The organism is Pseudoalteromonas sp. NEC-BIFX-2020_015 (assembly GCF_012952265.1).
GTDB classification, from domain to species: domain Bacteria; phylum Pseudomonadota; class Gammaproteobacteria; order Enterobacterales; family Alteromonadaceae; genus Pseudoalteromonas; species Pseudoalteromonas neustonica.
Window position 1 is genome coordinate 98,094 of record NZ_JABCJL010000010.1, and the last position, 24,372, is coordinate 122,465.

Here is a 24,372-nt window from a genome sequence, read left to right on the forward strand (position 1 = left end):
CTCTACTTTAATCTTTCCATAAGATAAACATAGCTTAAACTACTCACCATCGCGCTTTGCTCATTATTAGCAGCGCCAGCATGACCACCTTCCATATTTTCAAAGTAAAGAACTTCAAGACCCATGCCTTGCATTTTTGCTACCATTTTACGTGCATGTGCAGGGTGTACACGGTCATCACGTGTAGAAGTAGTAAAAAACACTTTTGGATAGTCTGTCTCCTTTTTCAAATTATGGTAAGGCGAATACGTTTTAATATAATTCCATTCACTTGCAACATCAGGGTTTCCGTACTCCCCCATCCAACTAGCACCAGCTAATAACTTATTGAAACGTTTCATATCAAGTAATGGGACTTGGCAAATAACCGCATTATATAAATCAGGTCGACGTGTAAATGCAGCCCCAACTAATAAACCACCGTTGCTACCACCTTGAATTCCTAAGTGTTTTGGTGACGTTATTTTTCGAGCAATCAAATCCTCTGCAATAGCTTCAAAATCTTCAAAAGCTTTATGACGATTCTCTTTTTGTGCACTTTGGTGCCAGCTTGGTCCATACTCTCCGCCACCGCGAATATTCGACAATACATATACACCATCATTAGCTAACCAGTTCTTTCCTAAACTTGCTGAATAATAAGGCTGCATTGATACCTCAAAACCGCCATAGCCGTATAACAAGGTAGGATTTTTACCATCGAGCTTTAGATTTTTGCTATGAACAATAAAGTAAGGAACTTTAGTACCATCTTTTGACGTTGCAAAATGCTGTTTCGATTCATACTTACTTGCATCAAAGTGAGACTTTGCACTTTTTATTACTTTCGGACTGAGGCTTTTACCATCAACTAAATACAAACTTGAAGGTGTTAAAAAGTCAGTGTAGTTTACGAAGAAATCATCTTTATCTGGATCTGTATTGAAGACCGAGATACTTCCCGTCGTAGGAAAATCGACTTGCTCTATTTTCCATTCATCATTTTTAGCTGGAGTATAATGATAGAGTTTGTTTTTTACATCTTCCATTACAGTGACTAAAATAGCTGACTTTGTAAAACGAAGGCTTTCAATTGAAACGCGCTCAGTAGGTTTAATAAAACTGATAAACTCAGCTTTGTCGGCAATTAAAGAGTTGACGTCAGTATAAATAACCTCCGCTTGCACAAATTTTTTCCATGGCGATTTTAGCTGTACAAACACTTTATCGTTATTTAATCCGACTACAGACGCATCATTAGGAAGATTAAGCTTAACGAGTTTATCTTTTGCTAAAACATACATGTCACGCGTATAAAAACTTGTACCATCATAAATCAAATGATGCGTTTTATCGCCGTCATAAGCCGTATATCCCCCTGCTGATACAGAACTTTTACTCGCAGTAAATACTGTTTTTGCGGACTCTAATTTGGTGCCTCGCTTCCACAACTTTACTACCCCTGGATAACCAGAGTCAGTCATTGAACCTTCGCCAAAATTAGTACCAACAAATACTGTATTTTCGTCATACCAAGAAATAGATGATTTTGCTTCTGGTAAACTAAAACCATCTTTAACAAATGACTTAGTGCTAATATCAAACTCTCTTACAACGGTTGCATCCGCACCGCCACGAGATAATGATAATAAACAGCGCTGATAGCGAGGGTAATGGCAATTCATACCTTTATATACCCAGTTTTCATTTTCTTGCTCAGCTAATTCATCTAGATTTAAAACCGTTTCCCACTTTGGTGAATCTTTTTGATATTCAGCAAATGTAGTACGGCGATAAACACCACGAACATGTGTTTCATCACGCCAAAAATTATAATAATAACCCGCACGTTCTGCGGCATATGGTATCCGCTCTTTGTCATTTAAAATCGCTAACGTATTATCAAATGTTGCTTGATAGCTTTTCTGGGATTTAAGGTGCGTTAAAGATTCATCGTTTTGTTTTTTAACCCAGTCAAGAGCTTGTTTACTTTCAACCTCTTCAAGCCATAGAAAGGGGTCTTCTGTGGCAAAAGTATTCGTTATTATTAACGAAGAAGCGATCAGTGCAGTACGCAATATATTTTTTCTTTTCACGTCATTTCCTTCTGATTAAAAAAACCACTTTATAGCAACCAGTACCTGCAATCAACACAATTGCGAATGCCAAATATCATACTTTGGCCTATACACCCAAGTCACCTCAAAATGCGAACATCGTTGGAATTAGGAACATAAAACAACTATTTCGTAATCGCTTAGCTGTAAAAATTACACAGCAAGGGATAATATAATTACTTTAATAGTCACATATCATAGGCTCTGCCTTGTCTAAAAGCCTAACATGCTGCTGTAAACTCAACCTCGAAAGATAAACAGGCCCTACGCTTTTTTCACAAACTTAGCCGTTATCATCATTTCTCCTACCCCATCGACTTTACAATCGAGCTGATGGTCTTTCGTATCTTTAATCCAACGGATCACCGCTTTGGTGCCAATTTTAATAACGAGCGAGCTGGCTTTAATTTTTAGATCTTTAACCACAGTTACTTTATCGCCCTCGGCTAATAAAGTGCCATTGGCATCTTTAACGTTAACTGCATCTTCTAAGGCATCACTGACAGGATCCCATTCATGTGAACACTCAGGGCAAATCAATAAAGTGTGATCTTGGTATACATATTCAGATTGGCATTTTGGGCAAAGGGGTAAAGACATAAGTAAGCACGCGTAAATAAATTTTCGATTATAATAATCACTCACACTGAATTTGTCTATTTGTAGACATTACGTGCAAAACTCTTGGAAAACACTTTTGCTTACTCACCACTTACTTTGCTCTTTACCTAGGAAAAATGGCATATCCACCTTTTGAGTAGGCTGTTAGCGTTGAAAATAGCCATTGTAGAGAGGTTTATTATCCAGAGTTTTGGTTAATTACAATACAACCCTAAGTAGCTTTTATTGCGTCGTAAAAGCCTTACATGTACCCTTACCTGACTTTTAGAATAAGTAACTATTATGTATAAGCGTAAACTTTTTTATTTTGGCCTAACAACCGCCTTCTTTTTATTTTTGGCCCTGCTTAGCACCGCAATATCGTCGCATTTAACACGTGAAAATTTATTACAAAGTAATATAGCGCACTCATTACTTGTAGAGCATGAAAAGCTATCAAGTATTTCATACCGACTTTTTAAACAACTGACCGATGAAATAATTTTTGGCCAAAATGCCAACCAAGCTTACGTACGTAAAAAACAAAATTTAATTCAGCAGTCACTCAATCAAATTAAAAAGCTCGAAATTGAACAACGAAAAGCACTTGGTATATCTTTTACCAAAGGAAGCATCGAAGATACAGATGAGCTTGTACGGATGATTGATGAAATCACCATTGAATTTAGAGCGGTTGTGAGCAGCGGAAATAAAGCACCGTTAAATCAACAGGCACAACTAAAGCGCTTATTAGAAGTAACCATTGATGATCAGTTTAGAGAGGCTATCAATTCAGCCGTGGCTCGCCAAACCCGTGTTGTTACAGCAATTAATGCCAAAATGGATATGCTCAACACCACTATATTATGGTTTGCTATTGGCCTAGGCGCTCTTTCTATTCCACTAATATTATATGGCTGCTATTGGCTTTTTAACCAGCTTTATCAACCTCTTATATTAATTGCTAACGCAACAAATTCTATTGCGCTGGGCCACTACCAAAAACCTATATCTGTAAAACTAGATGATGAGTTTGAAGAACTTGCCACCTCGATAAATCAACTCGCTCTGCGCCTTCAAGAGCATGAAAACAATGCAATACAATCTAGAAAACAATTAGAACAAGAAGTAAAACAACGTACCAGTGAACTCACTGAAGCCAACCTTTTATTAACTAAAATTGACTCAAGGCGTCGTCAATTTATTGCCGATGTTTCACATGAATTACGCACACCATTAACGATAATCAGAGGTGAAGCACAAGTAACACTGAGAATGCAGTCTGTATCGATTGATGACTTTAACCAAACACTAACCTCAATACTCGGACAAGCCGTGGGTCTAAGCCGTTTAGTTGACGACCTACTACTGTTAACACGCGCAGAGATGAACCAAATAGGCTTAGAGGTTTTACCAACCCAAATAGTGCCATTAATAAGAACTGAAGTTGCTAAATGGCAAAAACTGAACCTAAGTCGCAGCATTGCATGCGTAACTCACTCAGATCTAGACGATTTAGTCGTAACAATAGACACCCAAAGAATACAGCAAGTGCTAGCAATTTTATTCGACAACGCCATTAAATACTCAAAATCAGATCAACCCATCGACATCAGTCTACATAAAACAGAGTCACTTATTACGATTACCATAAAAGATCATGGTGAAGGGATCTCTGCTGCTGAAGTTGATAATATTTTTGAACGTTTTGTGCGCTTTAGTAAACACAGTGAAGGCTTAGGTTTAGGGCTACCAATCGCAAAAGCCATTATTGAAGCTCACGATGGCAGCATTAGCGTTATATCTACCCAAGGACAGGGATCTGTATTTTCAATCTCTTTACCTTTAGGACATGCATGATGAATATATTACTCGCAGACGATGAATTACCTCTATTAAATTTTTTATCGCGAGGTTTACGGGCTGAAGGCTATGAATGTACAAACCTAAATGAACTACACGAAGTGCTCCCGTTTATTAAAAAGCACTCCCCTCAACTAGTGATCCTCGATAGGCTATTTGGTTCACAAGATAGTTTATCAATACTCGAAGCTATAAAAGCCTTACCAACCCCCCCCATGATTTTGATGTTAACTGCACTGGATGAAGTATCTGAACGCGTTAAAGGACTCGAAATGGGCGCTGATGACTACCTATGTAAACCTTTTGATTTTGATGAGCTATTAGCCCGTGTACTCGCATTAAAACGACGCATGAATACACCGCAGCAGCATAATCAAACAACACAAAACATCGGTTCACTCGCTTTACTGATCCAACAACGCATAGCGTTACTCAATGATGAAGAGTTACCGCTGACAAAAATTGAGTTTGAGTTATTGCTTTATTTTGTTGAAAACCAAGACAAAGTACTATCTCGAGAGCGAATATTGAGCCGTGTATGGCAAACCTATAATGAGCCAAATACTAATATTGTTGATGTTTATGTTAGTAAATTAAGAAAAAAAATAGAAAGCGAACCTGATTTAACTATCCAAACATTGCGCGGAAATGGTTATAGAATGAGTCTAAAATAGCGCGAGCGGGTCACTCGCGCTTTAATTATATTAAAGTGAAATAGGCGATAACAACTTAGGGTTTTGCACTAAGTTTCGCACAGCGTGGGCATGATCTTCTTTAAATACATTATCATTACACCACTTACCAACACTGTTAATATCAACCATTGCAACATTAGGTCGGACGCTCCAGCTCACCTGTAACGGTGACGCTTTTTCATTATATGATGGGCCAGTAGTCGATCCTAGGTATTCAACAGGCACCCCCATATTAGTTGGTATATTAGGCGCTTGATAATAGCCATTTACTTTTTCAATATCAGCAAGTTGTGAAAAGTTAAGCGCATTTTTATCATTCGCTAAAACAATCACCTGCCCTTCAACTCTCAAGCCCGGATTCATCGTACTTTCAGCTAAACACGCGCCTAATGTTGGCCCTGGTGTAACTTGTGCAGATGAATAAACAAAGTGCACTTCTAGCGTATCACCTACGTTTAATGAATCCCCCTTTGCAGAACAAATATTACTATTAACGGGTTTTAACTGGGCTGCTGATAATTTACCATCATAGATATAACCGGTGTGATGACCTTTCCCATCACCGTTGCCTGCAAAAGAGGTGAACTCGCCACCTTTATGCTCTGCATTTTTATGAAAATGAATATTACATAAATTAAGATCGCTACGGCTAGGCGCAGTACCAAAGCTACGTAAATTAGTTCCGTAACCTTGATCTATATCACGTGGTGATTGTGGCCCAAAGCCTTTGCCATTCGTGTTTTTTTCAAGTGCTACACGCTGCTCTGCAATCACACTATCACTCACTGTTTTTGCACCAGCCATAGCACTCGTTAAAGTAAATGCCGACAAGCTAATAATACATGCACATTTTGCAATCATTGTTTTTTTCATTTTTTTCACTTTCATTTATGCCTTTTGTTAAAGTTCATAAACTCATGTTATTGAAAGTATCTAAAAAAAACTTATAGGGAACATTAAAATTAGATTAAAACTAAGAGAGTAATCGCACCAACATCGCAGCGATTAATAATTGAAAATGAAATGGTAACCTGACTTGATATTCAAGCTACCTGAAAAAACAGTTCGGTCCATTAATGTGATTTTTTAGGCCCTCGGCGAACCAAATCTTTCCCATTTTCAAATACATCCTGTGTTATCCAGCGACCTAATAACAACTTATGCTGATCATCAAGCACAGCGATAAACGGGCGACCATTTGTATTATTAGTGGCCAATGCCACACCTGTTACATTTTTTAAACCCAAGCCGCCGTTATCAATTAAAAATAAAAAGGCTTCAAGTTCCTCAAGTGTATCTATTACATCATTATCGTTAATCATGTTCATTACTTATTACTTATTACTTATTAATGGACATAGAATAACAGTTATGGGAAAGAGGATAAATAATAACAAGCTTTAACGCCTGCAAAGAAGAACATTAATTAATCAAAAAAGACTTCCGAATAATCAATTTTTAAATTAATTATACAAATTTACCCATATACTATATCGACTAGCAGAACTGTCATAATTTTCAATTAAAGGTCCAAAATTTCACCTGAAAATTATTAATACAAAATAACTTGATCAGCGTAATCAACTAGAGGATGTTTGAAGGGTAATAGCAAAATAAATAGGGTAAAACATGTCTAAACTAAATAGTGCGCTGTTCATTGATTTCGATAATATATTCATTTGCGCTAGCTATGAAGAGATCGGACATTTGTTTATTGATAAAATATCCTCATGGCTCAAAGAGCTCAGTCAAACCCGACATTTTAATGTTAAACAAGTCTACATGAACCCTATCTCATTCTCTCAATATCGACAGCCATTTTTAGAGCATGGATTTAAAGTAATCGACTGCCCACCCGTCACTACACTTGGTAAAACAGCAACGGATCAAGAAATTGCGGTCGATGCAACTATGTGCTTGATAACGCAACCCCATATAGAGGAATACTTTATCATGAGTGCCGATGCCGATTTCACTCCGGTTTTACGTAATGCCCGTGCACTTGGTAAACAAACCGGTATCAGCTTTGCAGGAAAAGCTAGTAAGTGCTACCTATCAGTTGCAGACTCCGTTTATAAACTCAATGAGCTTATTGGCTATACACAAAATGATCTACATTTAGAGCTAACACACACTCCACCGCTTCCCAAATCAGTAAAGCATAAATTAGAAAGTAAGTTAGTGTCCTACTTAGCAACAATTAAAAAACCGATTTACATCGGTAATATTACAACTAATGGTGCACTAGAGGATATCGAAATTCCAAAACATCGCTGGGGGTTTAAAAATTTTACGCAGTTGCTCAAACACCTTAATTTGCACCCTTATAAATCTGATTCGTCCTATCTATATGACCCTGCTTATCATGCTATAAAAGGTAACTATCCAGATGCGCAAATTATTACGCTAACACCATCTAATAAATCAAATAATACAACTAAACTAGTCTTGTGTGACACTGATAAATCCAATATGGCTGATTGGTTAAACACTCAGATTACACTAACGAATAAGCCTATTCATGTATCTAATTGCATACATAACACCCCATTATCTGAGTTTATTGCAGCAAGAAAACAATATGGCTTTAAGACAATATCTTTGCTTATTGCTAGCTTGAAACTAGATGAATTACGCTATCATAGCGGTTATATTTTTCATCCAAAAAAACATCTCATCACGGGTGCTCACCCCAACTGTGTGATTATTAATTTGCCTCATGATGAGACATCAAATTCACAAGCTTTAAATGAGCAACCTGTGACTTCGTTAAACGATAAATTACAAAAAGTACTTGATAGATTAGAAATTCCTTTATTTAATAATAACGTGTTTACGCGCATTTTTTCTGTTTTGTCTAAAGGTATTGCGTTAAGCCTTTATTGCCCAAAAGCACTGTCAAATTTTGTCACTGAGGAAGTCGTTAAGTCAGGTAATACTGTAAAAACGAAACACATTGAAAATATCATTACCCACTTGCAGAATTCGGGTCATTATTTTTCTGATAATGACTGTACTAAAACACTCACAAATGCGTTTTTAAAATATTTACGCGAACAATGCCGAGCTTTAAATATTCCACTCACCATCAAAGAGCAAGTACAAGTAAAAAGCTTTTTTATAGCGGATAAGCTGTAATTAGAGAGGTAAATACAGGCGTATAAAAAGACGAACTTATTTTCAAAAAAACGATATGGCTGTTCTATCTTTCATTTCAGTTGCAAAAATAACAAAGGCCACGAGAACGGCCTTTGTTATTTTTATTTTTATATTAGTCTAGCTGTGCACTCATAAATAAATACACATAATTACTAAACTCAGGCTTAGTTATATGCCCACCTTCAGCTATCGTATCTAATAATTTGGCATAGCTTTGAGCATCAGTCGCATTGCCACCATAACCATATAGCAATAAAGTTAACTCTTCCAACACCACTTGGTCTACAGGTTCAGGAAAAACACTGCCAAAAGACAAGTTAGGGATTTGCCCTGAAACACCGCCACTGATATCCCAATCAAATCGAGTTTCAGCTGCATCACTCACCAAAAAGCTATAGCCCCAGCGCGCTCTAGCAAACCTCTCATCGACATTACTAAAATCAAAGTTTAACTGCGAATCGTTTGCAAACTGCATTAAATCGAAGCCCAACCCCGATGATATCTCTGGTAAATCTGTAGGTATATAACTGCCATCAGCATTGACACTGCTTCGAGCGTAGCTGTTGAAGCTCACTTCTACATTATTCGCATTACTTTTTTGTGAGTTAACTTGAACATAAAAGTTATGCTCAGTAACTGTTGGGAATACGAATAAAGAATCATCACCACTAAAAAATGCGGACTGTACAAACTGATATTTACTCGCCTCTTCGATATAACCTCTTGTGCTAGAATAGCCATTTTCTTGAGTTTGCTGTACGGCCACTTCTACGCCTTCATGGCTAAAATCAGCTTCTGTCAATTTGATAACTTTGGAATCTTGAGGTATTGCTATTACGGCTGCTTTAGCTTCAACAGCAGATTCAGTAATTGCCGTTAAATAGAGTTTTTCTTCACCTGGGCAAATATATACTGTATCTGTAAGCTCATTCCCTGCTTTGTATACTTTATAGTAAGCTGCAATATCACCTAGGTTTATTGTATCCACCCTATATTCCTCACAACCACAATTTTGATTGTAGTTTTCGAAATAAAACTTACCTAGATTGTTTCTATTTTCAATATCAAGCTCTGTTAATATCTGTGTGTATTCTTCTTGCTGATAATCCGTCACATCACCTAATACTGAAAGATGCTTAGTGCCAGTGGGTAATTCACCAGAAAATAGGCCTTGTTCATCCGTTTTTGCTGAACCTATTGAGTTACCATCTTGATTATGAAAAACGATGTCAGCTTGGTAAGGCGTATCAATCTCGCATTGATAAGAAAGCGCTTGTAGTGAAATAGTCTGTGCTTGATTAGAATTCCCACCATTAGAACCAGGTGTTGTAGGGGTCGTATTATCACTATTAGATGATGACCCACCACATGCTGTTAATGCTACTGAAAGTGCAGCTACAAGCGGCGTAAGTATATATTTATTCATTATTGATCCATTCAGTTTTTATGCTATTTTTATTATCTCAGCTAAGAGCGTGCTATAACAGGTTGAAAGTTAAAGAATTGCAATAAATTGTAAACAAAAGCGAAAATAAAGTTACTCAGAAACTTACCCATTACTGACCTTAGCCTATACGCAGCATAATACGCCTTCACTTAATTATTAGATCAGTCAAAAAGCAATCTGTGCATATTATTTTCATCGCAGCTCGTTTGATTAACCCCACCAAAACCTCCATTAAGCACCAATAGCTTTTTAATTTTAGCTACTTAAAATTTTATCTTTTACACACCAACCTATTCCTTCTTGATTTATGATAGTTTTCAAACGGAGCCCATTACTAAATACAACAATCAATATTTGGTTAGGCTTGTATTAACCGGCACTCAGCGATTTTATTTGCGCCAGCAACGCATTAATAAGATAGTAAGCCTAATAAATAGCGCTAACCGCATAGGACCTCCATGATCAAACAACTATTAGCCACTAGCTTAATGCTATCTTCTTTTTCTACCTTGAGCGCTAACTTAACAGTTGAAGAGTTACGCCTTGAAAAAGCCGCAACAGCAATGCCACAGGTTTTAGCTGCATTTTCTGATGATTTAACGCAATTTGAACACAGCTGGAAAAGCCTAAAAAACTTCAAGCAAGCAACAGACTTAATACATGATTACTCAAGCCAACTTTGGCAAAACGCTAAAACCCGTATTGTAACCAGTAAAAGTTACGATGATCGCGAACTATACTGGGCTCGCTTACTTTCGAGCAAAGTAATTCGTACCACAAAAACCGAATTCCCCTTAACTCCAGCACAGCAGAGTACTCTGTTAACTATGTTAGAAAACGGCAGTCGTGGCCGCACTGATCTTGCCTACTCTAAAAGCACCGCAAAAAAGATTTTACTGACTGGTTTTGACCCATTCTTACTTGATCGAAACATCAACCAAAGTAATCCATCTGGCGTAGCCGCATTATTATTAGACGGACAAGTGATCACTTATAAAGGCATTAGCGCAGAAATAAATACCGTGATGGTGCCTGTGCGCTACGAAGATTTTGATCAAGGCATTATTGAAGCACTACTTGCACCTTACTACGCACTAAATAATGTCGATATGATAGTAACTGTAAGTATGGGGGGTAAAGACTTTGACCTTGAGCGCTTTCCGGGCAAACGCCGCAGCGTCAACGCTCCAGACAACGCCAATATTGTTTATGGTGGCACAGCAACAGCCCCTAAAATACCAAGCTTAAACGAGCGCCCGCTACCGGGTAACGAATTTGTAGAATTCAGCCTACCCGTTACACAAATACAACAAGCTAAAGGGCCATTTACCATAAATGATAACCACAAAGTCATTACACTTGAAAAAGCATTTGAACCCAACAGTTTGAATAAACTAAAAAATGCCATTGCAGTAAAAGGCGGTGGTGGTGGCTACCTATCGAATGAAATTTCGTATCGCAGTATTCGCCTGCGTAACGAGTTAAATTCAAGCATTCCCACAGGGCATATCCATACTCCACGCATTGCACAATTTGAACCAGAAACAGAAGCAAAGATAGTTAAACAAATTCAATCAATGTTAGAGAAAAGCTTAATAGCATTATAACGAGAATCATAAACCACTATTAGCTTTACCAAGCTGTTAGTGGTTCAATCAAATTCCCCACGCCCCCCAAAACGAATAAATAAAAATACCTATTAAGTAAACTTTGTTAAACTAAAATTCGTATAGGCATTAGCAAAATTATAAGTTGGATAACATGGAAAAGATTTTTCAAAATAGTCGATTTTTAGTCATCATAGCCGTAATCACCGCAGCATTATCAGCACTGCTGGTTTACGTGTCATGCATTAATATTGTGTTTAATATAGTAAAAATAACTATATTCAATTTGCCTGACTCGGCTAAAGGTGGAAAAGAACTCATAGTAGAGTTACTTAAAATTCTCGATTTACTCTTAATCGGGATCACATTACAAGTTATCGCCATCAGTTTGTATCGTCTATTTATAGCGCCCCCTAAGTCAAATGAGATTCAATTTTTAGCCGCATTCCACATCAAGGACTTTCATGACTTAAAAATAACACTCGTGCAAGTCACTTCTGTCGTACTGGTTATCGTATTTTTAGAGCATGCGGTTGAATTTGGCGGCGCCTTAGAGACTCTTTATTTAGGTATTGCTACCGCCGTTGTAATCGCCGCTTCTACATTTGCATGGCGCTCAATGAAGTAGCTCATATACCCAAACCACCTAAAGGTGCGAGCGTCGTTGGAATTTAAAGCGATTTAGGCAAGGCATTGATTGCTAGTAATAATGGTTCTATTGTTAAAATCGATCCCTTATAAAAGTAACCTAGTATAAATCGCTTTAAAATCAACCCGCGGGGCGTTTAACTGGGACTTACTCTCATCATTGTTACTTCTTAAAAGGGATTGCCATTGTTGCAAAGTAACGCTGATATTAAGCCACTGTGAAACGCTGAATTCTGCATTTTGAGGTGGCTTGGGTATGTAATATCAAATTAACGACATAAAACAGGTCGAAACAACACTTTCGGCCTGCTCTTTTTATAGACAGGTTATTAATTGTTTGGCCATATTTGCGCACCATCCACTTCAACTTGAGTGTGATTTAACGAACTGCAATAACCTTTTTCACTCGCAGCAAAATACACATCGCCTAATACGGGATAATTTTTACTATTAACTTGCTGCTGCGCTTTAGCCGAAGTTGCCATTCCCCACAGAGTAAAATAATTGCTTAAATTAAGCGACGTCACCTCTGACAATGCAATCAGTAACCAATCATTATTAGTTATCAACTTTGCCTCTGCGAGTGTGTAGTCATTAAAGCCCAATGCATTTTTTTGCGCTTGCCAATTACTCTCATTGTTATCGGCTTGGCTAAAAGCACGCTCTATAATGTGTAGTCGTGGATATAAATGCCAACCATTTTCAAGTTTGTTATATGCTTGTGCCGCCATCATAATTTGTAGGTAAATGGCATGACTTTGTGACCATTCGGACATAGCCAACCCTTGCATGTAAGCAAATGGATCAGGCTGCTTTTTACTATGTTGTAAATGGTTAAATAAACTTTCAAACGGTAAACTTTGGCAGTTCGCTGAATTACCTGTCTCATCTTCAAAAAGCGATTTAGTGTAATAAGAATAAAAGTTTGTATTTGAATGACCGCCAAACCCATCTATACGAAAACGCCCTTTTTCTAACCCATGGCCAAGCTCATGAATATCACCATGACCAACAGGGTTAAAATTCCAACCTGCATCATATGGATTACCAGAACACCCCCAACCGCATGTAGGTTGATCTGCATTCATGTGCTTTACAATATCAATTGTTTGCACTTCAAGATTACGGCTAGTGGCAAAGTCATGGATCTCATTAACCACAGAAATACCAGGACCTTTAAAGCCCGCTAACACATGAGGGTAATTATGCGTATAACGCACAACCGCATTAGCAAAGTCAGAAGCGACTGGCCAGTAACCTTCATTAATCGATTGTCGCATTTTCTCAAGTTTTGAATGTATTTCAAAGCCATCCGTTGCCACTTCAGCCCAATCGAAATCGCCTTTTTCTAGTTGCTCTGCAAAAAGCACATCATCAACTGGGCTTCGCCAATATGGATGCTGCCCTACACTTTCAAACTTAAAACTGACCGATATATTATTTTTATCAAACTCAACTTGGATAGGCCCACCATAAGGTGACGTAAAATATACCGTTTCATTGCTAGCAACTGGAACATGAATCGATTGTAATTTAGACGGTCGGTTATAACCATTTTCGCTCATAAAATGAGTGGCACCATCGCGTAGTGAATTAACAAATATTTTGGTAGATACCGCTTGATTATCAGTGCGAGTAATAGAAAACGTTTGCCCAGGTAAAGCATATACCCCAGCAGAGCGAAATTTGGGTTTGCTTACCATAGTCACGGTTACCACTTTAGGCGTTACATGGCTAAAATCGCTGCGGCTAAAATTTCCCAAGTCGGTTTGCTTTGGGTTCACTTTTCGTAGATTCACAACCGAATGATCAGCAAATAATGATTTAAAAAAAGCATTCGTATCACTACTTAGTTTATCCATCGGAAATGTGACTGTTTGGCGATAGTGATCGCCTAATAACGCTAGTAACTTATGAAAACGATGCCCCTCACTTTCAAATATCATACGCTTATTAAGATCAAACTCTCTTAAGTCATTTTTGATAATTTCTGCGGCATCAGCAAACTGTTGTTGGTACTGGCTTTGATCTGGGCAACTGCGTGTATCACAGCTCGAAAGGTCGACAGTGAAGCTATCGTTTTTAAATCGTAACAGTAGATCTTTAACTACTTGAGCCGCTGCGGGTAAAGTATTGTTAAGTACGTTTGAATCCCAATCTTTCAGCTCTAGTCGATGCCAGTAATTATCTGCAATAACATTTATATTCATAAGCTCAAACAAGGCTTGCCCTAACGGTGTTTGACTACCATCTCGTTGAATATAAAGTACCGCTATATCTCGCGCTAGAGCTTGTTTTACCGCTGCTGCTATTATCTCAGTGTTATGTTCTGTACGCAGGTGCTGCGAAATAATTAATACATCAATGTCGTCAGTTAAGCAGCCTGTTAGCGCAGTATTATCACATGCGCCAGCTTCGTTATAACTCACGTTGTCGGCAAAGTGGGTATCGAACCATAAACGTGTTTGACTTTGATCTTTAAAGTAATAACTCTCATCAAGTTGCGCCATAACTAATTTAAGCGGCTCAGCCAAATTAATGTTGCGCCCTGCTAACCATGTAGAGCTATTACCCAAAAACGTCTGCATTTGTTGGTTAATTTCAGTGCGAAATGGGTTACTACCAAAAACTAAATAACGTCCGCTGTTATCTTTATTATTGCCTGCAATAGCTAAAGGCTGCTCTTTGCTTTCATACCCTTGTTGCCAACTATTGTTTGTATAGAGCACAGTTTGATTAAACGGATACTTTGCTTTTAATAAGGTCGCATCCCATGTTGGGTTCCAACTTAGTGCCGTTAATGGGCTCTGTGAATCATATTGAAACAATGCTTGTTTGATGGTTTGAAAGCGCAAACTATGTGCATCAACTTCAGCTAACGCTGCGTCTAATAATAGCTCACTGTTTGGTACATCTAATGCATTACCAGAAACCAAAGCCGTTTCAACATAACTAGGTGAAATAGTGATAATTAATTGTTTAACTGTTGTCACGCGAGCATCTGATAAAGACACATTTAACGTTAACTCAGCAACATCAGCGTCTGTTGCTATCCCTGTTAGCTCAAAAGAACGGCTATTAAAAGACAGCCAATTCGGCAGTTCAGCAATAGATACACTAACTGGATCTGAGTTTACATCACTTACTTGCAGAGTTAATGAAAATGCTTCACCCGCTCTGGCGGCAGCCTTTGTCGTTATTAAAATTGGTGGTGTATTTGCTCGTTCTTGTACTTTAAAAACTTGCTGTTTTGTTTGTTGGTTTTCACTATCACTAAACTGAAACGTAATAATGTGCTCACCCACATCTTTATAAGCAGGTATTCCTGAGAATGTTTGCGTCGTAGCATCAAATACTAACCAGTCTGGCTGCAAACTAGGTGTAACAGTAACTAGGTCGTTTTCAGGATCTTTAAAAGTTAATGAATAACGATACATCAGCCCTTCATGCGCATCCAAAGGCGCTGACAATAAAATTGGCGTTTGATTTATTACTTCTGTGATTGGCGGATCAATAATAGGAGACTTATGCTCATCACTCCCCCCACATCCGCTCAAAAAGGAAAGTAAAAAAGCAGTTATAAGCGATGACTTGAGGTTGGGGCACATTTTTATCATTATCAACTAAAGTTACAGACGATCATTACTGGTATTATAATCTCATATGCAAAACTAATAACTAGCAATAAACACTTATATTCACCCCAATCAAACCAGATCTTTTTGCCACTGATAAATTCAATAAAGCTAAATAACACCAATAATAAAGCGCAGTAAAGGCAAGCCAGCACTCACTTTATATTGAATTATATTCACCTATTGCTGTTTTTAATTTATGCTTGAGTAAATTGCAGCTAGGCATCATTATAAATGAAACATAAATACCCTCCCCTTCACCTGTTAAGTATTTTTGAAGCCGCTGGACGTCTAGAAAACTTTAAAGCCGCCAGTGAAGAATTATTCATTACTCCATCAGCTGTTAGCCACCAAATAAAAGCGCTTGAAGGGCATTTAGGGTTTGCTTTGTTTCAACGAAAAAGCCGTGGTGTAGCACTCAATGCAGCAGGCGAAATGTATTTAAAATATGTGCAGCGAGGGCTAACCCAGTTTGAAGATGGTACTAAAAAGTTGCAGCACCACTTTTCGTCCCCTGCCCTTAAAATATCTTGTTTCACTTCCTTAGCCAGTAACATTATTATCCCACAACTTGGTGCATTTCAAGCTGCCCATCCAGATATAGAAATCAAAATAGAAATAGGAAATAAGCTGTCGGACTTGCGCTACGATGATATCGACTTAGCGATTAGGCTAGGTGATGGTAATTGGCCTAATACTATGACGCAAAAACTCGTTGATATTCAAGTGGCAGCAGTATGCTCACCCACCTTTGCCAAACAACATCAACCTCAATTATTAACAGATATTAGTCAATTACCGTTAATTGACTTTACCTATATTGACGACGCATGGCAGCAATGGGCAAAAGCCATGGGGGTAACACTCAACAGTAGCAAACGCTCACTTACATTTAATGATTACGAGTCTGCAATGAATGCTGCCACACAAGGATTAGGTATGACGCTTGCCATGTTTCCTATTGAAAACACGTCACTGAGTCATGGGATGATTGTCGCACCATTTAATGAATTTATGCCCTACCCAAAATCATTGTATGCAGTTTATCGACAAGAAGATGCTGAACGCCACGACATTCAATGTTTTATCAATTGGCTAAAAAAGTCAGACCTACTGCCACGCAATAGATGAATATGACTCACCCATCGAGTGAATATTATCCTTTTGTGCCGCTAACCATTTGTTTCTAAAATAGCCCATATATTAGCAAACACAATGAATAGCCCATGCTCAATAAAGCCTTACTGATCTGTTATCGCATCATCGCCACTGTGATCATCCTGATGCCGTTGATACTCAACGTCGTTATGCGAGGTGACGTAGTAGCCTCGTTTATTTATGTACCATTACTTGCCCTTGTACTGCTACTTATTGCTGTTTACTGTGATGATAAGCTGGTGCGATTTATAACTTAGGGCAAAAGGTCTGGTTTTATCAAAACAACCACTAGGATCATAGTGTTTATATTTGCGTTGTAGCTGTTTTATATGCCCAAGCCACCTCAATATGCAGAATTCAGCGTTTCACAGGGGTTTAATATCAAGGCGTTACTTTGCAACAATGGCTATCCCTTTTAAGAAGTAACAACGCTGAGAGTAAGTGCCTGTGAAACGCCCAAAGGGTTGGTTTAAATAAAAATTTAACAACGTTATAACCTTGATTTAATTAGTTAAATTATTCAAATATTTATGCAGATTGGTATTATCACTTCCTCTACATTGTGGAGCTAATTTGTCGTGATAAATATCGAACTGCAATAGGCTCGTGTTAAACCGCAAGTTCGGCTTCAACCCAAAAGCACGAGATTTGAAGTTGCAAATAGATTTATTTCATACACCTTTTTTCATAATAAATCACAGTAAATTAGCCACCAATTCGCAAGCTCTGCACCTACAACAAATAGCCCATATGACTTAGCTTTTGGATAAGATTTAGCTTAACTCTTGCTTAAAGTTGTTGGCACTCTGCAAGCTCGGTTATAATCCACCTATCTGGCTGCATTTTTAGCCTCTAATTGGATTAAAACGATGAAAAAACTTTCTGCAGTGCAAATAAAACAACAAGCAGTGGTAATAAAAACTGCTGATACACTTGAAGAACAAGCCCGTACTGAAATCCCTGGCATGTTACAATGCTGGTTTGATGTGCAATATCACTTATTTCCAAGTTCTTTGCTACTGTGCTTCCAGTTTGAAGATCAGCAATCGTTAGAAGCGGCAGAACCCGATCTATTAAAATGGCAAAAACGCTTAAGTGGCGCGATGTTAAAAAAAGGCGTTATTTTAAAAGACATGCGTAGGCATTTAGTTTTCACGTTAAAAGGACCTGATGAGTAAGCCAGGTTTAGCCATCAATCAAGACGATTTTAGCGGAATTATTTTTTATTTAGGTCAAAATTAATTCCGCCAAGCGATACCTCTATCTCACATAACTTTCAGGCTAAAGCCTGACCTACATTAAAAACCATTTACGTTACCATCTTAAGCTCCCTCAAGAGCGCATTGATTCACATGCTTAATCAACTCAGGGAAGAATGCTAAAAAAATAGCATCTAATTCAGTGTAATAACGGGTAATATCTTCAGCAGCGCCAGTAAAGGTGTTAGTAAAACGAATCCGTGCAGCAATATTATCAAGCGCCAGCCCCACCCCATCGACAGTTTCGTACTCTTTAAACCAATCGTTTTCTGTCATGCTGGTTACTACGCGCTGCATTCGCGCTGGCATAACGGGTATACGTTTACCCAAAAGCCCATAACTGGTTTGCTTAAAGTCATTTAGTGGTTGTTGATTAAAAGTATGCCAATGCTGAATAAGAAAATGATCAAACAACACATCAATCGCAACCCCTGCGAAGCGCCTACGCTTAGGAGAAAAATACTGCTTCGCTTCTTTTACAAAAGGGTGTGAATCTGTGAATTTATCGACTAAATAATGATTATCTAGTGCATTTTTAACCGTGGTGGGTATCTGTGTTAACTGCCGTTGGCCACCAAAATCTCCCAGTAAATTCCCAAAATGTGAGTCGGCAGTAGGTTTTGCTAAATAAAGGTGGGCTAAATAATTCAAGACAGTCCTACGATAGTTAATACAACCTAATGCATATACCCAAGCCACCTCAAGATGCCGTTTCAGTTGGAGTTAAAAGCAATTTAGGCAAGGCATTGATTGCAAATAATGGTTGTTCCCTTGTTAAAATCATTCCCTTATAAAAGTAACGCAGTATAAATTGCTTTTAAACCAACCCGTTGGGCGTTTCACAGGCGCTTACTCTCATCGTTGTTACTTCTTAAAAGGGACTGCCATTGTTGCAAAGTAACGCCTTGATATTAAACACCTGTGAAACGCTGAAGTCTGCATCTTGAGGTGGCTTGGGTATATTACTAAGAATCAATAAGTATCTACTCAACCAGCCCTGCAAAGATCGGACTTTGATAGTCACTATTTTGTTTTCGATATTCATTAGGAATACTCCCTACGATAGCTTTAAACACCCGGTTAAAGGTCGCCAGAGACGAAAAGCCGCTCTCAAGTGCAATACTCAAAATACTCCACTCTTTAGCTTGATCACTTGCTAATAACGCTTTCGCATAATTTACACGGTATTGGTTAATAAACAGGTTAAAATTAGCTACTTTATAGTGAAAGCGAATCGCCCGGCTAATTTTATATTCAGGCACCATCAGCGCTTGCGCAAAATCTGAAATTTTAAGATTCGTTTGTAAAAATAGCTTTTTTTTGTTTATGAGTTCAGAAATACCAGCTATCAACTCAGCCGATACTTGCTCTTGATGATGAGTGCTATTGCTAAGATGCTTTACTTCATCGCTATCAAAACCAACCTCACTCTCATAATTTTGAGGTGGTGTTTGCTTGTTAGAGATACTTGCTTGAAGTGCCATGACGGCTTGCATCGCTAATACAATTAACAGCGCAGATGAAGTAATAATTATGGGGTTATAAAGCTCAATTTCCGCTGGGCTAAATATAAATACAGGTAATATACTGGCATTAAAAACAGCTAAAAAGTACGCACTAGCAAAAATCACTGATTGCACTTTTTGAGCGTGTGTTTTGCTATTAAAGCCTCTCATCGACTCCCAAAAAGAAAGCACTAAAATGCACGATGAAAGTAAACCTGTTATTTCATTCATGCCTTGTTTTAACCGCCACATTACATGACTGCTAGAAAGTGCTTGCGGATCAAGGCTAACCAAATAGTGCCATGTTTGATTAAACATGATCAACAGCGCGATGGTGCTAGCCACTGCCACATGTCTGCGTGAAATAGGGTTATGCTCACGGAATAAAGCCCGTGATATTAACCATGATGCATTACATGTCGCACAAGTAAACAAGCCAATAAAATACTGATATTCCCCCAAGCTTGGTGCACTAATTTTTTGCGCCCCCACCATACAAAGGGAGCCACAAAATACCACAAATAAATAATGAACCAGCTGCTTATCTTTTTTCAACGCATTTAAAAACATTAACCCCATACAAACAAAAAGAAGAAGATAATAAGGGGAATAATTTTGCATAATAGCGTGCTCTTAAAATGACGTTTTAACAAACAACGTGGCCTGAATTACATAGTACAAATTAACATACATATTGGCAAAAAAACTTTGTTAGTGAATATGTCTATACCGCCCTCGCTAATTGCAAAAATTTATCAATATATCGTTGCTCAAATTCCGAATTTGATAAGAAACCGCCCTACAAGCCCTTTATATTGGTGTTATCTGTATCATTGATAAAAAGAAAACACCAATGCCTAAAATTAAAATAACACCAAATACACTGCTCAATAACAGTAAAAAAATATGGTTTACGTGCCTATTGATGGCACAAATCTGCTTTGTTACTTACCTCGCCTTAGGGTACGGGCTCACGGGGATCACTACGGGAATATCTGGCTGGAGTCGCCTAAATAGCACCGCCTATGTTGCCAGCGACCCCATCGGTAATTCAATGTATGCGGTACATGTATTACTCGCCATAGTGATGATAATTGGCGGTAGCTTACAGCTCATACCCGCAATAAGAGCAAAGTATACTAAGTTTCATCGCTATAATGGCCGCGTGTTCGTATTGTTTGCCTGTACCATCTCTGTAGCAGGTATGTACCTTATGATAGCCAGAGGAACCGTCGGCAACACCTTAATGCAAGGACTAACTATATTTGGTGGTTGCGTGGTTATTTTATCAAGCATATTAGCTGTTAGAGCCGCCAAGAAACGTAATATTAGCCTTCATAAAATATGGGCAATACGCTTATACCTCGCAGCTAATGGTGTACTGTTTTTTCGGTTGATGATTTTTGCTTGGTTCTTACTATTTGGTACTTTAGGAGTTGATACCACAACATTTACCGGTCCAACCGTGCTAGCTGTAAGTATTTGCTCTTATGTGATCCCTTTACTAATTGCTGAGCTGGTAAGGCATGCCGAAACTACAACTAATAAAATTATTACAATCGCCACAGCAAGCTTAATGGTGTTGATATCCATTATATTCTTGGTGGGTTTATTTGGGATCGGGCTAGCCGAATGGTATCCGGCGATAGTTGGTTAACATAATCAATAACCATTGAAGAAGAGAAGCCGAAGCAGATGGACAAATACAGTGTAAAAAACACTTAAAATAGTCATCAATTAAAAAGTGTATTTTCGTATTCTATTCATAGCGGTCTAGACATAGCAATTAACTAAATGAGCAACAAACTGTAAAAACAAGACGTTGATATGTAAAGTAAACATTTAATCCATTTGGTTATTTCCGCTTAGCAAGGTATGGACGATACATCAATAAAAATAAATTAAAAACGAGTTATTCTACGGCTCGTTAGGCACACACTTAAACTCGAGAATAAAAATGACTAAAAGCAATTCAAAAAAATTAAAATACTACGTGATTGCAGCTACCATACTTTTTGTAGCGGCACATCTATTATGGGAGCATTTAAATGGTGGAATATTGAGCCATCACTTGTTGCACCGTTCTGATTATCCTTCAATATCAAACTGGTGGGGATTATTAATCCTTCCATTCTTGGCTTGGCTTTCTACAGTAAGGATAGAGAAGCGTGTAACTCTTCAACCTGATGACGCGCTAGTAAGGGCAAAAATTTTACGAGTCTTACTCATCGGTTTTTTTTGCATGCTGGTCTTGAGCTTTGTACAGTCACTCAGTTTTAGTGCTGGCTACGAAAACGTTGCAATTTACTTGTCTTTAGGTTTGGTAGTAGTCGGTTTATTCCTACCTATATACAGAACTGAGTGTATTTTTGGTTATGTATTTGGCTCAATAGTTTCTACTGGAGCAATAATTCCGCTTATAGGTATATTGGTAATAGCGGGGATTTCATGGTTTTCTCACGTATATATAAAGCCATTAGTTTTTCGAGTTATCAGGGCGAAACCGCTGTAGTCTAGCCTAACAATCCACCTCATTCGGGGTCTGCGAGCTCACAAGTTCGCGCGCATGTGCGGGGCGTTAGACATAAATCTAAACTATATAGAAATATTTAAGGTGATTTGTAATGTTGAAACTATCAGAATACGAAGTAAATATAAAAATAAAACTTAGCGCAATATGGGCGTCCGCTATGTCTTTGTATATTTATTGTGACTACTTCGAACTATATACGCCCGAAAAATTAGAAAGCATGATAAATGGCACGACTCTTTTTGGCTCAGGTGACCAAGGTGTTTTACTGGGTTTATCATCAATAATGTTAGTAACCAGTTTAATGATCTGCTTATCCATACTATTACCAGCGACTATTAATAGAGTTTTAAACATTCTTGTCGGTTTAATAATGACACTAATGTTAGGTTATCTTACCTATGTAGCTGGGTGGTATTTTTATAAAATGTATGCAGCAGTTGAAGCTATTTTAACTTTGCTAATTGTTTGGTTCGCATGGACTTGGCCAAAAGAGTCAAATGCCTAATAAATAATGGAACGCCTTGATATTAAGCTCCAGTGAAATGCGGAATCCTGCACATTGAGGTGGCCTGAGTATATTATAGCGATATAAAAACAGCTCAATAACAAAGCAAAATCACTTATATAGTTATTCTATATAAGTGATTTTTAACGCAGTGAGTAAACCACCCATTTTAAAAATTAAAATCAAAATCAAAAGCTTATGCAAAAAAAATTATCCATGAATTTATTTTGCCAATTAACATTCATTATTTCGTATTCAGCTTAGCTAAAATCTAACCGCATAAGTGCACCGTTAAGCTCTGGGCAAATATCAATAATTAAGCGTCCTTGGTGTGCTCGGCAGATTTCATCAACGATAGCTAAACCTAAACCACTACCTTTATTGTCTGACTGGCCCTTCCGCCAAAATACTTGCGTTGCCATCTCTTTATCTACGTCATTAAAACCAGTGCCATTATCACTAACACTGATGCTATTATTGGCGACTACAGCAATTACTCTACCTTGTTTGGGGGAGTATTTAAGTGCATTTTCAAGTAAGTTTTTACAGGCTATGGTTAATGAAGCTTTATCACCTTCAACATAACAATCTTGATCTTTTACTATCAGTTCAAGATCTTTATTAAGACTTAAAACCATTGGTCCTAGCATTTGACATGCCTGCGACATTACCTCTGCTAAGTTGACTTGTTGCGTAGAATAACTGTGCTGACTTTGCGCCCGAGATAAATCCAACAGCTGTTCAACTAATCGACTCATATAGGTAATGTCAGTTAATAACGTCTGCCTGATAACCTCAGGAATATCATTAAGCTCTACTCGTCCCTGTAAAATAGTTAGCGGCGTACGTAATTCGTGGGCAGCATTGGCGACAAAGCGTTTTTGTTGATTAAAACCTAATTCAACTCTATCTAATGCTCTATTCATTGCTTCCGTAAGTGGTTGTATTTCATTTGGTACATGTTCAACTTGCAGTCGCTTTTCCATCTGATCTGGCTCAATTTGATTTGCTTGCATCGAAATACTACGAATTTTTTTAGTGATACTATTTATGGAGAAGAAGCAAACCGCAATAAATAGTGCCAAAGAGGTGCCTGCGGCTAAATACATACTATTAATAATGGCTGGTAAAACCGCTTCTTCGGCAAATTTCCCTAAACGATCACTACGCATTACATCAATATAAATCGGCAGGCCATTAATACTGTCTGCATGACGAAAACCAATAACCTCACCTAAATCAGACGCTAAGGTTACCCCTCCTTCGGGTATATTCAACGGTACATAATGTAGTAGCGTTTTATACTTTTCTTCTAGTGGTGCAGATTTTATTAGCTCCTTTAAAGAGGTTTGGCTTACGACCCTAAAGCCAATATTGCTGTATAAAGCATCATAAGACCATTGAGAAACTTCACTAAGGTTAACAGTCAAATCCCCCTGTTCATCCATGGTTAACGCATCATGAATATCAAACGCAAGCTCTTTTGAAGCTTCATTAGCCGCAATACTGGCAAAGGAACTGGTAGAGCAATATGCATAAACGGCTGCAACACTAAGAAACAATATCAAACCAGCCAAAACATAATGCTTTAACAGGGTATAAGTTAGTGAATGGCGGTAGTTTTTTAATCGCGTAATATTATTGTGAAAATATGACTTCATA

Annotated in this window: 20 protein-coding genes; 11 read left to right on the forward strand and 9 right to left on the reverse strand. The window is 38.0% G+C overall.

Annotated features, from left to right (window positions below; translation table 11 throughout):
- Nucleotides 1-2: 2 nt before the first annotated feature.
- Nucleotides 3-2,060, reverse strand: coding sequence for a prolyl oligopeptidase family serine peptidase (locus tag HH219_RS09680; protein ID WP_054203487.1), 2,058 nt, complete (start codon nucleotides 2,058-2,060; stop codon nucleotides 3-5).
- Between the two features lie 300 nt (nucleotides 2,061-2,360).
- Entirely contained in the window at nucleotides 2,361-2,696 is a 336-nt protein-coding gene (locus tag HH219_RS09685) for a zinc ribbon domain-containing protein YjdM (RefSeq protein ID WP_054203488.1), read from the reverse strand.
- A gap of 303 nt (nucleotides 2,697-2,999) precedes the next feature.
- Here HH219_RS09685 and HH219_RS09690 point away from each other — a divergent pair, with 303 nt between their 5' ends.
- Entirely contained in the window at nucleotides 3,000-4,556 is a 1,557-nt protein-coding gene (locus tag HH219_RS09690) for a sensor histidine kinase (protein WP_169327314.1), read from the forward strand.
- Entirely contained in the window at nucleotides 4,556-5,233 is a 678-nt protein-coding gene (locus HH219_RS09695) for a response regulator transcription factor (protein ID WP_054203458.1), read from the forward strand. Before HH219_RS09690 ends, HH219_RS09695 begins: the two co-directional genes overlap by 1 nt.
- Before the next feature lie 30 nt (nucleotides 5,234-5,263).
- Here the strand turns inward: HH219_RS09695 and HH219_RS09700 are convergent, their stop codons facing one another.
- Together HH219_RS09700 and HH219_RS09705 are read right to left on the reverse strand one after the other, a co-directional pair.
- Nucleotides 5,264-6,142, reverse strand: coding sequence for a delta-class carbonic anhydrase (locus HH219_RS09700; protein WP_099458957.1), 879 nt, complete (start codon nucleotides 6,140-6,142; stop codon nucleotides 5,264-5,266).
- Between the two features lie 185 nt (nucleotides 6,143-6,327).
- The gene (locus HH219_RS09705; protein ID WP_169327358.1) at nucleotides 6,328-6,576 is read right to left on the reverse strand and encodes a hypothetical protein; all 249 of its coding nucleotides are present in this window, start codon (nucleotides 6,574-6,576) and stop codon (nucleotides 6,328-6,330) included.
- Between the two features lie 307 nt (nucleotides 6,577-6,883).
- Between HH219_RS09705 and HH219_RS09710 the strand changes: the two genes are divergently transcribed.
- On the forward strand, nucleotides 6,884-8,392 hold the full coding sequence (locus tag HH219_RS09710; RefSeq protein ID WP_169327315.1) for an NYN domain-containing protein: 1,509 nt from the start codon (nucleotides 6,884-6,886) through the stop codon (nucleotides 8,390-8,392).
- Between the two features lie 133 nt (nucleotides 8,393-8,525).
- Here the strand turns inward: HH219_RS09710 and HH219_RS09715 are convergent, their stop codons facing one another.
- Complete coding sequence (locus HH219_RS09715) at nucleotides 8,526-9,839, reverse strand: hypothetical protein (RefSeq protein WP_169327316.1); 1,314 nt, start codon at nucleotides 9,837-9,839, stop codon at nucleotides 8,526-8,528.
- Between the two features lie 479 nt (nucleotides 9,840-10,318).
- Here HH219_RS09715 and HH219_RS09720 point away from each other — a divergent pair, with 479 nt between their 5' ends.
- Complete coding sequence (locus tag HH219_RS09720; protein ID WP_169327317.1) at nucleotides 10,319-11,467, forward strand: hypothetical protein; 1,149 nt, start codon at nucleotides 10,319-10,321, stop codon at nucleotides 11,465-11,467.
- 154 nt (nucleotides 11,468-11,621) lie between these two features.
- Nucleotides 11,622-12,095, forward strand: a complete 474-nt coding sequence (locus HH219_RS09725; protein ID WP_054203463.1) for a YqhA family protein — start codon at nucleotides 11,622-11,624, stop codon at nucleotides 12,093-12,095.
- 349 nt (nucleotides 12,096-12,444) lie between these two features.
- Here HH219_RS09725 and HH219_RS09730 read toward each other — a convergent pair whose 3' ends face one another.
- Nucleotides 12,445-15,732 (reverse strand): ImpA family metalloprotease, encoded by a 3,288-nt coding sequence (locus tag HH219_RS09730; RefSeq protein ID WP_169327318.1) that lies wholly within the window; start codon nucleotides 15,730-15,732, stop codon nucleotides 12,445-12,447.
- A gap of 252 nt (nucleotides 15,733-15,984) precedes the next feature.
- Between HH219_RS09730 and HH219_RS09735 the strand changes: the two genes are divergently transcribed.
- The 3 genes from HH219_RS09735 to HH219_RS09745 all read left to right on the forward strand — a co-directional run bounded on the left by HH219_RS09735 (nucleotide 15,985) and on the right by HH219_RS09745 (nucleotide 18,086).
- Nucleotides 15,985-16,881, forward strand: coding sequence for a LysR substrate-binding domain-containing protein (locus tag HH219_RS09735; RefSeq protein ID WP_169327319.1), 897 nt, complete (start codon nucleotides 15,985-15,987; stop codon nucleotides 16,879-16,881).
- Nucleotides 16,882-16,976: 95 nt separating this feature from the next.
- Nucleotides 16,977-17,165 (forward strand): hypothetical protein, encoded by a 189-nt coding sequence (locus HH219_RS09740; RefSeq protein ID WP_054203466.1) that lies wholly within the window; start codon nucleotides 16,977-16,979, stop codon nucleotides 17,163-17,165.
- A gap of 612 nt (nucleotides 17,166-17,777) precedes the next feature.
- Nucleotides 17,778-18,086, forward strand: a complete 309-nt coding sequence (locus HH219_RS09745) for a hypothetical protein (protein ID WP_054203467.1) — start codon at nucleotides 17,778-17,780, stop codon at nucleotides 18,084-18,086.
- A 144-nt stretch (nucleotides 18,087-18,230) separates the two neighbouring features.
- Here the strand turns inward: HH219_RS09745 and HH219_RS09750 are convergent, their stop codons facing one another.
- On the reverse strand, nucleotides 18,231-18,818 hold the full coding sequence (locus HH219_RS09750) for an ACP phosphodiesterase (RefSeq protein WP_064435294.1): 588 nt from the start codon (nucleotides 18,816-18,818) through the stop codon (nucleotides 18,231-18,233).
- Between the two features lie 332 nt (nucleotides 18,819-19,150).
- Nucleotides 19,151-20,293 carry an AraC family transcriptional regulator gene (locus HH219_RS09755; protein ID WP_249118488.1) on the reverse strand — a complete coding sequence of 381 codons (1,143 nt, stop codon included), beginning with the start codon at nucleotides 20,291-20,293 and terminating at the stop codon, nucleotides 19,151-19,153.
- 232 nt (nucleotides 20,294-20,525) lie between these two features.
- On the opposite strand from HH219_RS09755, the gene HH219_RS09760 reads away from it, so the two are divergent.
- From HH219_RS09760 to HH219_RS09770, 3 genes are all read left to right on the forward strand, one after another.
- The gene (locus tag HH219_RS09760; RefSeq protein ID WP_169327320.1) at nucleotides 20,526-21,329 is read left to right on the forward strand and encodes a DUF2306 domain-containing protein; all 804 of its coding nucleotides are present in this window, start codon (nucleotides 20,526-20,528) and stop codon (nucleotides 21,327-21,329) included.
- 300 nt (nucleotides 21,330-21,629) lie between these two features.
- Nucleotides 21,630-22,184 carry a hypothetical protein gene (locus HH219_RS09765; RefSeq protein WP_064435292.1) on the forward strand — a complete coding sequence of 185 codons (555 nt, stop codon included), beginning with the start codon at nucleotides 21,630-21,632 and terminating at the stop codon, nucleotides 22,182-22,184.
- A gap of 112 nt (nucleotides 22,185-22,296) precedes the next feature.
- Nucleotides 22,297-22,710: a DUF6326 family protein gene (locus HH219_RS09770; RefSeq protein WP_064435291.1), complete on the forward strand. Its 414-nt coding sequence runs from the start codon at nucleotides 22,297-22,299 to the stop codon at nucleotides 22,708-22,710.
- Between the two features lie 260 nt (nucleotides 22,711-22,970).
- On the opposite strand, the gene HH219_RS09775 is transcribed toward HH219_RS09770, so the two are convergent.
- Complete coding sequence (locus HH219_RS09775; protein ID WP_169327321.1) at nucleotides 22,971-24,371, reverse strand: HAMP domain-containing sensor histidine kinase; 1,401 nt, start codon at nucleotides 24,369-24,371, stop codon at nucleotides 22,971-22,973.
- Between the last annotated feature and the right edge of the window lies 1 nt (nucleotide 24,372).